Raw genomic sequence first — 13,958 nt, 5'->3', positions numbered from 1 at the left:
AATTAACCTAAATTAGTTCTGTATTTAATTACATCATTAATCCACAGCATTTTCTAAAATACTAAAACTCTTATTTTCACAATCAATTTCTGCTATTCTACCATAAGGCAACGTAAAAGTAGGACAAGTATGCCCAAAGTCCATTTGAGTAATTACTGGTAGAGAATACAATCCTTCTTCATTTAGTACCTGTAAGATTACAGCATCATATTCCTGTACGAATTCATTATCATAAGGTCTACCTACTATTATTCCATTTATTACATCTAGAATTCCCATAGCTGCAAACCCCATTAACCAATACTTTACATATTTCGGATCAGGCTTCTCCTCTGATGATTCTAAAAACAATATTGCTCCTCTCCATACTTCTAACTCTGGCCATATTATTGTACCCTTTATCATATCTAGTACTTCTAAACACCCTCCTATTAAAGGGCCTTGAACTTTACTTTCCCCCTCTTAAGAACCTCCACCCATTACTAGGCGTCAATTTCCTCTTAGTATGTTGTAATGAAATATCAAACCAATCTAGATATTCAGTTGTCCATCCTTCTTTATTAGGATGTATTTCACCTATAGCCTTGTTACAAAACAAAGTACGTTTTATATCTTCTACTTGATATTTGTGCATTCCTCCATTCTCAGCAAAACCGACTAATACTGATGTTCCATAGAATGAACTTAACCCTGCTTTAAGGCACATAAAATGAGTAACTGTACTATCAGAAAACCCCATAAAAATTTTAGGATTATCACGAATTACATTAAAATCAATATACTTTAATAAACGAATACTATCCTCTCCGCCTATATTACTGATAATCGCTTTAATATCTGGATTTCTAAACGCTTCCATTAAGTCCTCAGCTCTCGCTTTAGGGTTATCATATATCCACTGAGCTGATCTTAATGCATTAGTAGTTTCTACTACATTAAGGTCAAAAACACTTTCTATTTGATGCTTTCCTACTTTATATCTATGAGGTAAATCTCCAGCACCTCCCCAAGAGAGAGAAATAGTAGCTACAGTATCTCCTTGTTTTAATCCTTTTGGTTTTACTAACTGCATACCATTGTTGTATTAAATTTATTTAACTCTCTTCGTCATTTCATGTTGAGTAATATACATCTCTAATCCTATCTTATTTAAGAAATCTACTACTTCACTTCCTCTATGATCCACATTCGTTACTAATAATGGTTTTTCTAACATATTGACTACATCATTAATCAATAATCTGCCTATACGCTTATGGCGGTATGCCTTAGATACTGCTATCTGAAAAACTTTACCACTACTCTTATGATAAGCAATATAACCAACTATTTCGCCATTATACTCTGCTAATTTATATCGTACATCTTCTTTAGCTTGATTAAGCACTGCTATAGAGTTCTGCCAACTAGGTTGTATATCCCAAAAAGGAGTCACTGTATTCCAACACACTTCTTCTACATCCTTTATCACTATATTATTATCGATGTAATGAACCTCTCTAGGATCTCCTTTGAAACACAATAAATCTCTACTTATCTCATAGCCCTGCGCTTGATAAGCTTTAATAGCTTTATCATTACCTTTAATTACTTCTAAGGTTAGCGTTACTTTTTTTCCTCCTTTTTCCCAAATTGGCAAAGCATAATCATACATCAACGCTACCAATCTCAAGCCTCGATGAGACGGTCTTACTCCTGTACCTGCATTATAATAGTAGACTTCTTCTCCTTCTCTTCTAACCCCTGTAAGCATAAACCCAACTAATCGTGCTCCATCATAGGCTCCAACAGACAATTCGAGATCAATCAATTCACTATTAATTTTAAAGGATAAGCTCTCCTCTGTCAGATGAAAAGGAAGAATATAATCAGAAAAAGAATCATTAAATACTTCTACTAATTCTACAATTGTAATATGTTTTAAATTACTAATACTTACATTCATCTCATTACTTATTTGAATTCATACTATTATACTCATTAATTAAAAGACTATACACAACCGAATCTTCTATATTATCTCCCTTCACGTAATGGCTTCTTAACTGGCCTTCTTTTATAAATCCGAACTTCTTAACAGTGCTTAATGATGCTACATTATCAGGGCTAATAAACGCTTCTACACGTCTTAAGTTCATTTCAGTGAAACCATAATGAAGAACAGTATTTAATACCTCAGTCATTACTCCTTTTCCTTTCCAATTATCGCTATAAAGACCATACCCTATCTCTGCTCTATCATGCTCCAGATACCAAGTATGATACCCACAATAACCTAAAATCTCTGATGTTTCTCTATCTATAATCAAAAACATCAAATATGATTTATTATATGTACGAAACCCATACTGAGCTTTTTTCTTTTCTTCAGCTACTTCAGTACTAGGTATTCCTATATAATAAAGCATTTCTTCATCTGTAGCTATTTTAAGGAATTCTTGATAAGTTTCACATTCCAATATTCTCAGTTCAAAACGTGTTGTATCAACACAATCAAATATAAATTCTCTCATTTTTAATTTAGTTAATAAGGTCACTAATCATCTCTATTTAAACAATTAGTAACTTGCAAATTATAAAAATGTCTTTAATTTTCGACGATAAAGTGACATGAATGAACATATTTAACGCTTAAAACAACAAGGTTATCCTTAGTACTACTATCGATCTGTAAAAATCCTACTATGCATCTATCAACTATGACTGCCTAATAATTCCGTCCTCACTCCGTTGTTTTTATCATTTTAACGGACTCACTACGGACTCATAACGGAATTACAACGGATTCATTGAAATCAAAACTATATAGATTTAGTACATACTAAGCACTTATACAACATATTGTATTTAATAAACTTTTATCAAAAAAGGTTCATTTTTATAACTTAAACCCAAAATAAAAACAATAACTTTGTAAAAGTAAAAAATTAACAATCAATTACTTAAACACACCACCGTGATAAGCTACCACGTTATAATACCAAATAACAAGCAAGCTGTATTTCAAGAATTTCTTGAAATAATAGGTGCTGAGTATAGTGAACAGATAGATGATCTTACAATTACATTAGAGCAACAAGGAATCTTAGAACAACGCCTTGCAGAACCAACTTAGAGTTATGTTCCTCTAAACGATGCTTTAAAACAGCTATATAAAAAGTATGACTTATAATATAGTTATTCTTCCAAGTACTATACAAGACTTAGATGATATATTTGAGTATTACTACTCTATCTCTAAACAAGCTTTAGAATCTTTTAAACGACAATTTGATAAAACAATAAAGGTATTAAAGGTTAATCCTTTCCTTCAAATAAGATATAATGACATACGTGTTATTTCGATTAAGAAATTTCCGTATGTCATTTTTTTTTTAGAATCAATCCTTACAAACAAACCGTATATATCGCAGCAGTATTTAACACTTATCAAAATATCGATAAATATCCTTTATAAAAAAAGGGTGTCAATACTGACACCCTTTCTTCCTCTAATCAAATAATCTTAGCAGATCAACTCCACTTTACCACTTACTACATCGTAATAAGCTCCAACTACTCCAATCTTCTCCTCAGCAATCAGCTTTGTTAAAGATGGACTAACACTTTGTAATTGTTGAACGATTGCTCTTACGTTCTCCACAGTTACTAATTCTACTAATTCACTTGGAGAAATATCTTCTCCTGCGTGTTTAGCTTTTACTTTATCTACTACAGGGTGTATGCGCTCTAAAATAGTATCTAACTTACCTAAAGTTGTGTGATTACACGCTCCTGTTACTGCACCACATCTACTGTGCCCTAACACCATAATCAGCTTACTTCCAACCACATTACATGCGTATTCCATACTTCCTATTACCTCGTCTGTCAATACATTTCCTGCAATTCTCAAACTAAAGATATCTCCAATTCCTTGATCTAATACGTGCTCTAATGGAGCTCTACTATCCATACAACTTAGAATAACAGCATGAGGGTGTTGCCCATCTTTTGTTTCTTGTAATTGGTGTAAGAAGTTTCTATTGAATTTTAAATTGTTTACAAAGCGGTTGTTCCCTTCTAACAATAACTCTAAACTTTGTGCTGGTGTTGTGTTTGCTAATATTTCTTTTGTAAATGAATTCATAATTATATAGTTTTTCTGTGTGATAAAATAATGTTCTGTTGGTCTCCTGATACTTTTATTTCTTTGTGGAAACCTGTTGTTGTAATTAGTATGTTTTTTTCTTTTGCTTTCTCATTGATAAAATTCTCTATCAATTCTAATACATCAATATGGATATACCCCATACGCTTAGCATCTATAGATAAGTGACAGTTATCTGGCAACTGATACAATCTATTCTTTATCGCAGTTTTATTTAAGAATGATACTTCTTCTGCTAATGTCAACGTATAAACTAATTGTTCTTCCTTAATAGAGCGATTCATAGAGAATGCTTTGCGGACATTACCTATAAGTAGGAATAGTACACTAACTCCCATACCTATAAGAACTCCGACTAATAAATCGGTAGCTACTACCATAATAAATGTGATTATAAAAGGGATAAACTGTGTGTAACCTTTATGCCAAAAGTGCATTACTACAGCTGGTTTGGCTAAGTTGTATCCCACTAATATTAATACTGCTGCTAATGAGGCAAGAGGAATCATGTTTAACACTAATGGCAATGACACTACAGCTACAAGTAAGAATATACCGTGTATTACTGCTGATGCTTTATACAGTCCTCCTGCATTAACATTCGCAGACGAACGCACTACTACAGAAGTCATAGGTAATCCCCCTAATAAAGAACTCAGTATATTTCCTAATCCTTGTACTTTTAACTCTCTATTGGTATCTGTATGGCGTTTTAACGGATCTAATCTATCCGTAGCTTCGATACACAATAATGTTTCAATAGAGGCTACAATAGCAATAGTACCTCCTATTACCCATACGGCAGGATTAGTAAAACCAGCCCAATCTGGGAAAACAAATATTGAGGTAATATCTGATAAACTGTCAAATGCAGGAATAGATACTAATCTTGATGATTCGATTGCTAAAGAACTCTCTGTAGCAATCCAAAATTGGTTAAGTAATATTCCCACCACTACCACTATCAAGGCTGCAGGAAGAAAAGACACTTTTTTAGTCCACTTCATCTTATTCCAAAGCAACAAGATAGCTAAAGACACTACTGTTATAATTACAGTCCCCATTTGCACTGAAGCAAATGAAGTGATGTCTCCTACTGAATCAACACCAAATACTAAAGGAATCTGTTTAATTAAAATCACTAATCCAATACCTGCCAACATTCCTTCTATAACACTTGAAGGAAAATAGTTAGCTATAGTTCCTGATTTTAAAAGTCCTAAGACTATTTGGATAACTCCTGCAATAACTCCTGCAGCTAAGAATAATTGAAACGATCCTAACTCTGTAATAGCTCCTAATATAATAGCTGCTAATCCTGCTGCCGGACCGCTCACACTAACATTAGAATTACTTAAAACTCCCACTACAATTCCTCCTATAACTCCTGATATAATTCCTGCAATAGGCGGAGCTCCAGAAGCTAACGCAATTCCTAAACACAAAGGAAGTGCGACTAAAAAGACCACAAGGCCTGGTGCAACACTTTTTTTAAGTGCTGCAAAACTCATATTATTTATCATTTTCTGTTTACGCTTAATTTTTCATTCCAGTAGTAGCTAAAATCACTTCGATAAAAGCAATAGGAATCCTTTTGATTTATGAAGTACAAAAAATCAAATGATAACAAGCATAACAAAATGCTTAATTCGCTAAAAACTGGGATTGAGTTAATAAAACTGAAGTATCTCTTATTGCTGACAATTAACACTTTTGCAATAGAGACTTCTGTTTGTTACATTAGACATTTAATAGATACAATTATAAACATAGCACTGTTCTAACAGTATGAATTATACTGCATAATCATTCTCTTATATCAAAATATAAGGCACCTATAAATGTCTTTTGTAATATCTACTTAATAGATAATTAAGCTAAATGTTCAGGAGGGGGTAATAAGATATCAAACTCTTGTGATTCGTACACGAGTTTTAATTGAGAGAAGTTAGTTTCCAATCTTTCACCTGCATCTAAAAGAGTAAGATTATGAAAAGCTGATAGATCCCATGCGTGTCCATTATGCTCTTCTTCTGCATTGGTGATTGGTTTTTTATTTTCTTCAGAAATAGTCACAGAAGGTATCTCCAAGTCAATACCAGCCAACACCGCAATAGTCGGCGTAGCAAGGAAATTCACGAAGAACAATAATACTATTAGTGATACATATTTCATACCACAAAAATATTTTTTTTCTGAAATATGACACTATCCAACTTGTTAATTTTACTATAAAAAAGTAGTTTTACTTCTAATAAAACTCACTAAACATCACATTTACCACTATCTCTCTTCACAACAAACAAATTACCTTCTACTTCTTCTTACTATTCTTTTCTTTCTATTTAATTGATAGGCAAACAATAAGCCCACAACAGCTCCAATTAAGTGCCCTTGCCAAGATACACCATCTGCGACAAGATGAGGAAACACACCATAAACTAAACTTCCATAAAGAATAGCAATAATAATAGACACCAGAATAAGTACTACTTGACGCAAGAATATTCCGCTAAAGAATAGAAAGAAAGCTAACATATAAATTAGACCACTTGCTCCTATATGACAACTATTTAATGAAGTCTGAAAATAGCCAATATCTGGAAATAACCATAAAATAACACCTGACAATATCCATCCAAAGATTAGAACTGTATAAGCTTGTCTTTTATAAAACAGAAATAAGATGACTGATAAGACAAATAAAGGAAGTGTATTACTCATAATATGATCTAAGCTACCATGGAACAAAGGACTCAAGAATATCCCTTTAATTCCCTCGATACGCCAGGGTATCACACCATAACAATGCTCAAATAGACCAAGGTATTGTAATCCGAATATAAACCACATCACTGCCACTAAACCTAATGGCGGATAGAAGTCTTCTTTTTTTAGTTTCAACTCATCTTTGCGCATTACACTTTGCTTTATCAATCTATTAAAGATAATATTATACTGTAAACTCTCCTACTAATTCTTATTTTTGTTAAAACAAAATATATGAAAGTCCAAATTCTTAGTGATCTTCATTTAGAGTTCGGATACAGCAGTTCTCTAAAGTTTGTTCAAGCTGACCTTATTATATTAGCTGGTGATACTCATATTGGCACCAAGGGTATTGAATGGATCAAAAAATATATTCCTACTAAAGAAGTAATATACCTTTTAGGAAATCATGAATACTATAAAGGAAGTTATCCTAAAACCTTGTATAAAATACAAGATGCAGCTAAAGGTAGCAATATACATGTATTAGAAGATAGCTTTGTTGATATTGGTAACATTCGCTTTCATGGAAGTACCTTATGGACTGACTTTTCTATTTTTGGTAATCCCATAGAATATGGTATGCTTTGCCAAGAAAAAATGAACGATTATAAACGTATTAAAAGAGACCCTTCTTATTCTAAGTTACGTAGCATAGATGTGTATCAGATACACCAAAAATCAATGAGATGGTTAGAACAAAGTCTCAGAGAATCTATAGTAGAGAAAAACATTGTTATAACTCACCACGCACCAAGTTTATTATCAGTTCCTGAGCAATATCAGAATGATCCTGTTACTGCTGCTTATACATCAAACTTGGAAAGCTTTATTATGACTCATCAACCTCAGTATTGGATTCATGGACATATACACTCTCCTATTCAGTATAATATTGGGCAGACAAAAGTAATCTGTAATCCACATGGGTATATAGATGATAGAGATAATGGATTTAATAAGGAGTTAATCATAGAAATATAAAAAAGCGATTAATCCCATATGGGTTAATCGCTTTTTTATATTTCTAATAATAGTTAAGTTTAAGATTACTTAATGACTGGTACTTACAAGTTTAACCACTTTATCTTTTACTAAAAGTTTTATAGAGTTTTATAAATATCTTAAAGTTAATTTTACCTAGTGAATAAATAAGGTAGTATTTATACTTATAATTAGCAATATATTTTAAATCATCTTTATATTTATTAAAAACCTCTTCATTTTCATTTCTTAGTGCTAACCTTATTATTGACAAAGTTTTAGAGCCCAGTAACTTATTTTTCAACGCTTCCTTATCACCTGTATAATATTTATTTAGGTAATACATTCTACATTCACTGACAGCCTCTTCAAAAGCAACTATTTTATTGATGTCTTTAGAATGACTAGCTGATTCCTCAAGTATTCGATAAACTGAAGATACTATAGGTAAATACTTAGCTTTACCTTGAGTCGTAGCATAAAGCCACAATGAATAATCTCCAAATGGCAATGTTTTTAAATTCTGATAATCTTCTTTGAAATAAGAATCTAAAACTTCTCTTCTAAAACATGTTGTTAATGTAAATATCCTATTTTTTACCAATAAATCATCAAATCCACTGATTTGCTGTGTACGTTGAAGGTCAAGTTTCTGTGTTTTTTGAGTAAAATATTGAGCATCTGTATAGACCAAATTATACTCGGAATTTTGTTCTAAAAAGTCAACTTGTTGTTGAAGTTTTTTACTATCTGACCAATAATCATCTCCTTCCAAAGGAGCTATGTAGTGGCCATCTAAGTTCTCTAAAAGAATCTGATTATTTATAATTGCTCCTACATTAACATCTTGTAGTATCAATTTTATGATATGAGGATACTTTTCCTGATACTGTTTAACTATTTCTCTAGTATTATCAGGAGAACAATCTTCCGCAATAACTAATTGTATTGGAAAATTTGTTTCCTGCATCAACACACTTTCAATAGCTTGCTTAATATAATCAATATGCCCATACGTTAGCATAGCAACAGAAACAAGTGGTTTTTTAACTGTTTCATCAATAATTACATATCCCATTGCCTAATACTATTTATTCCAATAATCACAATCTACTATTAACTTACTATAATCATCTAGAGTAATACCAACTACTACTTCATCCCACCACGCATTTTTTCTAAAATATGCCATTTTCTTTACTCCTTCAATGACCCATCCACATTTTTTTGTATACACATTAATAGAAGCTTCGTTATAAGCAATCATTGTTCCATCAAGTCTTTGTAATCCTAATTCTTCAAAAGCATAGCGATTCATAGCCATTATAGCATCTACTCCATATCCTTTTCCTCTCATTTCTTTATCTCCCAATAGCATTCCTGTAAAAGCACGACGATCTTTCCAATTAATATCCACAATATTTATTGTACCTATTAATCCTAATTCCTCTGTTTCTATAGCAAACCTCTGGTTCAAACTTGAAACATTTAAACTTTCAAACCACTTATTTTGATCTTTTATACTTGTAGGAAAATGCCAGCCTCCCAACATATAATTAATTTCTGGATCATTTGCCCATTTATGCAATAACTCTAAATCTTTTTCTTCTATTGCTCTCAATAGCACTTTTTTCCCTCTAACATTCATTACTTTATACTTTTAATTATATTAATAATTTCATTCAAGTCCTCAAAACATATTCTTTGATCAATTGGTAAATAAACTACTTCCTTAACCAATTTTTCTTCTAAAGAATACTCGTCTGTCCATTCTAAAACATTAGGCCAATATGTAGCTGTATAACAACGGTTTTTATGCAATACACCTCTAATATCTTTATCAATCCACAAAGGAAAAACTAAAGGAACAATACTCTCTTCTAAAGGCAAACAAATCTTATTGATATCCTTAAAGTATTCATACAAATACCTATAATTTGCTCTTCTCTTTTCTTTAATGTATTCATGATCTGCATTTTTAATTAATGAACAAGTTAATACAGACATCTTTTCTAAAGGTAACCTCGCTAAAAGTTCTTCATTTTCTGTAAAGTCAGTATATCCCTCTTCAGCATCAATCTCTAGACGTTTTAATAGATGAGATACTCTATTATAAGACACATCTACTTTATCAATATCTAAGTATTCTTTACAATATACATATCCACCATCTGGAACCCCTAAGAATTTTCGAGGAGAATAGAAACTATCTACTCCTTTAATTGCTTGTGCATAAAATGCCTGTGCATTATCTATAATACAATTTTCAATTACATTAACTAACTTAGATATAAAACCATCCTTCAAACCAAAATAATTTGTATAAAGAAATGCTTCATCACTTTTCAATACTTCCCATTGAAATATAGGTTCTAAAAGAGTGTCTATATGATAAAATTCATACTCTATCCCTTCTTCTTTTATGGTATTAAGTACTACATCACAAGTAAAATATGGCAAAAACACTTTTCTATATCTATTTGTACATAATATATAACGTAAACCATTTCTCCCTGTATTAACAGCTATAGCACTATCATGAATCTGTTGTCTAGAAATAAGGTCTAACTCTAAATATCCTCCTAAAGCTTTTCTCATATTAAATTATATTCATCTAACATTAATTGAATCTCTTCAACACTATTAAACATCAAAATATCTATAATAGATAACCAAGGAACAAACTCTTCTTTAAATTGTTGGTATATCTGTTTCTTGCTTTGAATAAAGTATAAATCTAAACCTTGAGATAAAAAATCTTCCTTATTATACAATTCTTGCCCTCCTATAGGGTTTATATATACTAATGCATTTTCTTTAGCACATATAGAAATAACTCTAAACTTACCTGATAATTCATTATTCATGTAGAAATCTGATGAATAAACAAATTCCGTTTCTAGTTGTAGATACTTAGATACTGTAATGACACTATCTTTTGCTAACACACCTATCCTATCACTATTAACCTCTAAAATACTACAAATCAACTGATAGACATCACTAAAATAAGGTGCTTTTCTATAATTCTGTTCTATTGAACGCAAGAACTTAACCTTCCAATTATCAAATAATATAGGATGTAACTTAACATTATTAATCTTAGTAAAAGAACTTGCTTTTTCTAAAGGAATCGTAAACAAAGATGCTTTACCTTGTAGTAATATATTGTTACGATTTATCCACCCTTGTTTTATATAATTTACATCATCATAAAAAACAAACTTATCTACAGCCTTTATTAATTGAAAATAACCAATATAAGGCAAAAAATAAGGTTGCATAATAGCTATCTTCATCTTACATCTTTAATTACATTCCACACATAATTTCACAAATACGCTTAACGTCTTTTACTTCCAAGTCGTAATAAAATGGCAAACAAATTGCTCGTTTTGCTATATCTTCAGTTACCTCCAGTAACTGTTCAGGTAAATAAGGTAAAGAAGAAGCAAGTGATGGATAAAAATAACGACGTAGATGAATATCTTCTTGTAACAAAGCTTCCCGTACGCATAAAAGTAATTCTTCACTTTCTAAAACTAAAGGATAATAAGGATAATTCATTGTTGCTCCTTCTCTCCATATAGGTTGTACAGCAGCAAATCCTCTTAAACCTTCTGTATAAGTCTCATACAATAACTTACGTTTACTATGAATATTCTCAATATATTTGAGATTAACTATTCCCATAGCAGCATGCACCTCTGAATTCTTTCCATTCAAACCTAAATCAGAAAAAGTATCAAATCCAGATATTCCAAAATTACGGATACGCTGTAATTTAATATTTAAATCTTTGTCTTTGGTTACAACAAATCCTCCTTCTGTGCTATGATATAACTTTGTAGCATGTAAAGAACAAGTAGATATATCACCATATTCAAAAATAGATACTCCCTTGTATTCTACTCCAAATGCGTGGGCTCCATCATATATCACCTTTAGATTATGTTTTTTAGCAATTATATCAATCGCTTCAATATCACATGGATTACCATATACATGTGTAGCTAAGATTGCAACTGTATCTTTAGTAATAGCTGCCTCTATTTGAGTAGGGTCGATTGTTAAACTCTCTCTATCTATATCTACAAAAACAGGCGTACACCCCTCCCATACAATTGTGCTTGTTGTTGCAACAAATGAAAAAGGAGTTGTTATAATTTCGCCTTTTAATTCTAAGGCTTTAATGGCCATCTGTAAAGCAACAGTCCCATTAGTTACAAATAGTAAATTACTAACATTTAATGTTTTTTGCAATTTGTTTTCTAATTCTGTTGCTAATGGCCCCATATTAGTTAGCCAGCAACGTTCCCATATTCCTTCTAACAACAATTTATATTCTTCAAATGGAGGAAGAAAAGGTTTTACAACTGGAATCATTATATAAATCTTTTTTTAATATAATCGTAATAATCACCCTTAAGGCCCTCAATATTCTTTACAACTTGTTCCTTTGATATCCATTGATAAGTCAAAGCTATTTCTTCTAAACAAGCAATCTTTAGTGAAGTTCTCTTTTCAACTGCCTTCACAAATTCAGTAGCTTCTGTTAATGACTCATGTGTACCTGTATCTAACCAAGCAAAACCACGGCTCATAGTCTGTAATTTCAGCTGATCTTCTACTAAATAAGTTTGATTTACAGAAGTTATCTCTAACTCTCCACGATGGGATGGTTTTACTTCCTTAGCTATTTTCACAACAGAATTAGGATAAAAATATAAGCCTACTACTGCATAATTAGATTTTGGCATAACAGGTTTCTCTTCGATACTTAACACATTTCCTTCCACATCGAACTCTGCTACACCATAACGCTCTGGATCATTTACAAAATACCCAAATACTACCGCCTTTTTCTCATTTTTCACAGTTTCTATAGATGCTTTTAACAACTTCTGCATTCCTGCACCATAAAATATATTATCTCCTAATACTAAACATACATCATCATCTCCAATAAATTTATCTCCAATAATAAAAGCTTGTGCCAATCCATCAGGACTTGGTTGTTCAGCATAACTCAATTGAATACCAAACTGGCTTCCATCACCAAATAACTTCTTAAAGTTTGGTAAATCATGTGGTGTAGAAATAACTAATATCTCGCGTATCCCTGCCAACATCAATACCGATAGAGGATAATAAATCATCGGTTTATCATATATAGGTAACAATTGCTTACTTACTGCTAATGTCAAAGGGTGTAATCGTGTTCCTGATCCTCCTGCTAGTATTATTCCTTTCATTTCTTCTTTTTGTGCTTTTGGGTATGCGCAAAGTATTGCGTCTCTACATTTCATCTAACGAAAACTATCAACGTCCTACATTTTCTGTAAACCGCTAACAGTAAACTATAAACCTATTTATATTGTTCATTATAATAATCAGCGTATGCTCCACTTGTTACATTATCTAGCCAATCTTGATTATTCATATACCATTCAATAGTCTTAGCTAATCCTTCTGGGAATGTAACAGATGGTGACCATCCTAATTCCTTATTAATCTTAGTAGCATCGATAGCATAACGCAAATCATGTCCTGGCCTATCTTTTACAAACGTAATTAACTGTTCACTTTCACCTTCTGAACGACCTAAGACAGCATCCATTTGTTTACACAACTCTCTAACTAGGTCTATATTCTGCCATTCGTTAAATCCTCCAATATTGTATGTCTCTCCACTTCCACCCTTGTGGAATACATCATCAATTGCTCTAGCATGATCAATAACATATAACCAATCACGCGTATATTTTCCATTCCCATAAATAGGTAGTGGTCTTTTATTGATAATATTGTGAATACACAGTGGAATTAACTTCTCAGGGAAGTGATTAGGTCCATAATTATTAGAACAGTTACTCACTACATAAGGCATACCGTAAGTCTCTCCATACGCACGTACGAAATGATCTGAGCTTGCCTTAGAAGCTGAATAAGGTGAATTAGGATCATAAGCTGTTGTTTCATAGAAAAAACCTGTTTCTCCTAAACTTCCATATACTTCATCAGTACTTACATGGTAGAAACGCTTTCCTTCCCA

16 protein-coding genes and 1 pseudogene are annotated in these 13,958 nt (G+C 32.0%); 3 read left to right on the top strand and 14 right to left on the bottom strand.

Translation table 11 applies throughout. The annotated features are described in order from the left end of the window. Positions 1–36 precede the first annotated feature (36 nt). The 3 genes and pseudogenes from BMX53_RS04600 to BMX53_RS04590 all read right to left on the bottom strand — a co-directional run bounded on the left by BMX53_RS04600 (position 37) and on the right by BMX53_RS04590 (position 2,513). A pseudogene (locus BMX53_RS04600) lies at positions 37–1,072 on the bottom strand (S66 family peptidase). Between the two features lie 18 nt (positions 1,073–1,090). Beyond that, positions 1,091–1,945: a GNAT family N-acetyltransferase gene (locus tag BMX53_RS04595; protein ID WP_074744824.1), complete on the bottom strand. Its 855-nt coding sequence runs from the start codon at positions 1,943–1,945 to the stop codon at positions 1,091–1,093. A gap of 4 nt (positions 1,946–1,949) precedes the next feature. Then, entirely contained in the window at positions 1,950–2,513 is a 564-nt protein-coding gene (locus BMX53_RS04590; RefSeq protein WP_074744822.1) for a GNAT family N-acetyltransferase, read from the bottom strand. Positions 2,514–2,956: 443 nt separating this feature from the next. Between BMX53_RS04590 and BMX53_RS19070 the strand changes: the two genes are divergently transcribed. Further along, on the top strand, positions 2,957–3,115 hold the full coding sequence (locus BMX53_RS19070; protein ID WP_167357238.1) for a hypothetical protein: 159 nt from the start codon (positions 2,957–2,959) through the stop codon (positions 3,113–3,115). Between the two features lie 46 nt (positions 3,116–3,161). Beyond that, entirely contained in the window at positions 3,162–3,503 is a 342-nt protein-coding gene (locus tag BMX53_RS04585; RefSeq protein ID WP_244154465.1) for a type II toxin-antitoxin system RelE/ParE family toxin, read from the top strand. A gap of 2 nt (positions 3,504–3,505) precedes the next feature. Here the strand turns inward: BMX53_RS04585 and BMX53_RS04580 are convergent, their stop codons facing one another. From BMX53_RS04580 to BMX53_RS04565, 4 genes are all read right to left on the bottom strand, one after another. After that, the gene (locus BMX53_RS04580; RefSeq protein WP_038986719.1) at positions 3,506–4,129 is read right to left on the bottom strand and encodes a carbonic anhydrase; all 624 of its coding nucleotides are present in this window, start codon (positions 4,127–4,129) and stop codon (positions 3,506–3,508) included. Between the two features lie 2 nt (positions 4,130–4,131). After that, positions 4,132–5,673, bottom strand: a complete 1,542-nt coding sequence (locus BMX53_RS04575; RefSeq protein ID WP_038986718.1) for a SulP family inorganic anion transporter — start codon at positions 5,671–5,673, stop codon at positions 4,132–4,134. Positions 5,674–6,022: 349 nt separating this feature from the next. Further along, positions 6,023–6,325 carry a hypothetical protein gene (locus tag BMX53_RS04570; protein ID WP_074744820.1) on the bottom strand — a complete coding sequence of 101 codons (303 nt, stop codon included), beginning with the start codon at positions 6,323–6,325 and terminating at the stop codon, positions 6,023–6,025. A gap of 132 nt (positions 6,326–6,457) precedes the next feature. Then, entirely contained in the window at positions 6,458–7,069 is a 612-nt protein-coding gene (locus BMX53_RS04565) for a rhomboid family intramembrane serine protease (RefSeq protein WP_074744818.1), read from the bottom strand. 84 nt (positions 7,070–7,153) lie between these two features. Here BMX53_RS04565 and BMX53_RS04560 point away from each other — a divergent pair, with 84 nt between their 5' ends. Then, a complete protein-coding gene (locus tag BMX53_RS04560) occupies positions 7,154–7,903 on the top strand; it encodes a metallophosphoesterase (protein ID WP_074744816.1) in 750 nt (249 codons plus the stop codon). Between the two features lie 100 nt (positions 7,904–8,003). Here BMX53_RS04560 and BMX53_RS04555 read toward each other — a convergent pair whose 3' ends face one another. The 7 genes from BMX53_RS04555 to BMX53_RS04525 all read right to left on the bottom strand — a co-directional run. Continuing rightward, complete coding sequence (locus tag BMX53_RS04555) at positions 8,004–8,981, bottom strand: glycosyltransferase (RefSeq protein WP_063175829.1); 978 nt, start codon at positions 8,979–8,981, stop codon at positions 8,004–8,006. A gap of 9 nt (positions 8,982–8,990) precedes the next feature. Beyond that, on the bottom strand, positions 8,991–9,551 hold the full coding sequence (locus tag BMX53_RS04550; RefSeq protein ID WP_038987391.1) for a GNAT family N-acetyltransferase: 561 nt from the start codon (positions 9,549–9,551) through the stop codon (positions 8,991–8,993). Continuing rightward, complete coding sequence (locus tag BMX53_RS04545; protein WP_074744814.1) at positions 9,551–10,501, bottom strand: aspartate aminotransferase family protein; 951 nt, start codon at positions 10,499–10,501, stop codon at positions 9,551–9,553. The genes BMX53_RS04550 and BMX53_RS04545 overlap by 1 nt, the downstream gene beginning before the upstream one ends. Beyond that, the gene (locus tag BMX53_RS04540; protein ID WP_074744812.1) at positions 10,498–11,202 is read right to left on the bottom strand and encodes a WbqC family protein; all 705 of its coding nucleotides are present in this window, start codon (positions 11,200–11,202) and stop codon (positions 10,498–10,500) included. The genes BMX53_RS04545 and BMX53_RS04540 overlap by 4 nt, the downstream gene beginning before the upstream one ends. 13 nt (positions 11,203–11,215) lie before the next feature. Continuing rightward, a complete protein-coding gene (locus BMX53_RS04535; protein WP_074744810.1) occupies positions 11,216–12,289 on the bottom strand; it encodes a DegT/DnrJ/EryC1/StrS family aminotransferase in 1,074 nt (357 codons plus the stop codon). Continuing rightward, the gene (gene rfbA, locus BMX53_RS04530; RefSeq protein ID WP_038987387.1) at positions 12,289–13,158 is read right to left on the bottom strand and encodes a glucose-1-phosphate thymidylyltransferase RfbA; all 870 of its coding nucleotides are present in this window, start codon (positions 13,156–13,158) and stop codon (positions 12,289–12,291) included. Before rfbA ends, BMX53_RS04535 begins: the two co-directional genes overlap by 1 nt. Positions 13,159–13,271: 113 nt before the next feature. After that, on the bottom strand, positions 13,272–13,958 hold a 687-nt coding region (locus BMX53_RS04525), incomplete at its 5' end, for a dTDP-glucose 4,6-dehydratase (RefSeq protein ID WP_074744808.1).

This window comes from Myroides marinus (genome assembly GCF_900109075.1).
In the GTDB taxonomy this organism is placed as follows: Bacteria; Bacteroidota; Bacteroidia; order Flavobacteriales; family Flavobacteriaceae; genus Flavobacterium; species Flavobacterium marinum_A.
The sequence above is the reverse complement of the archived record's forward strand: the minus strand, read 5'-3'. Positions and strand labels throughout refer to the sequence as shown.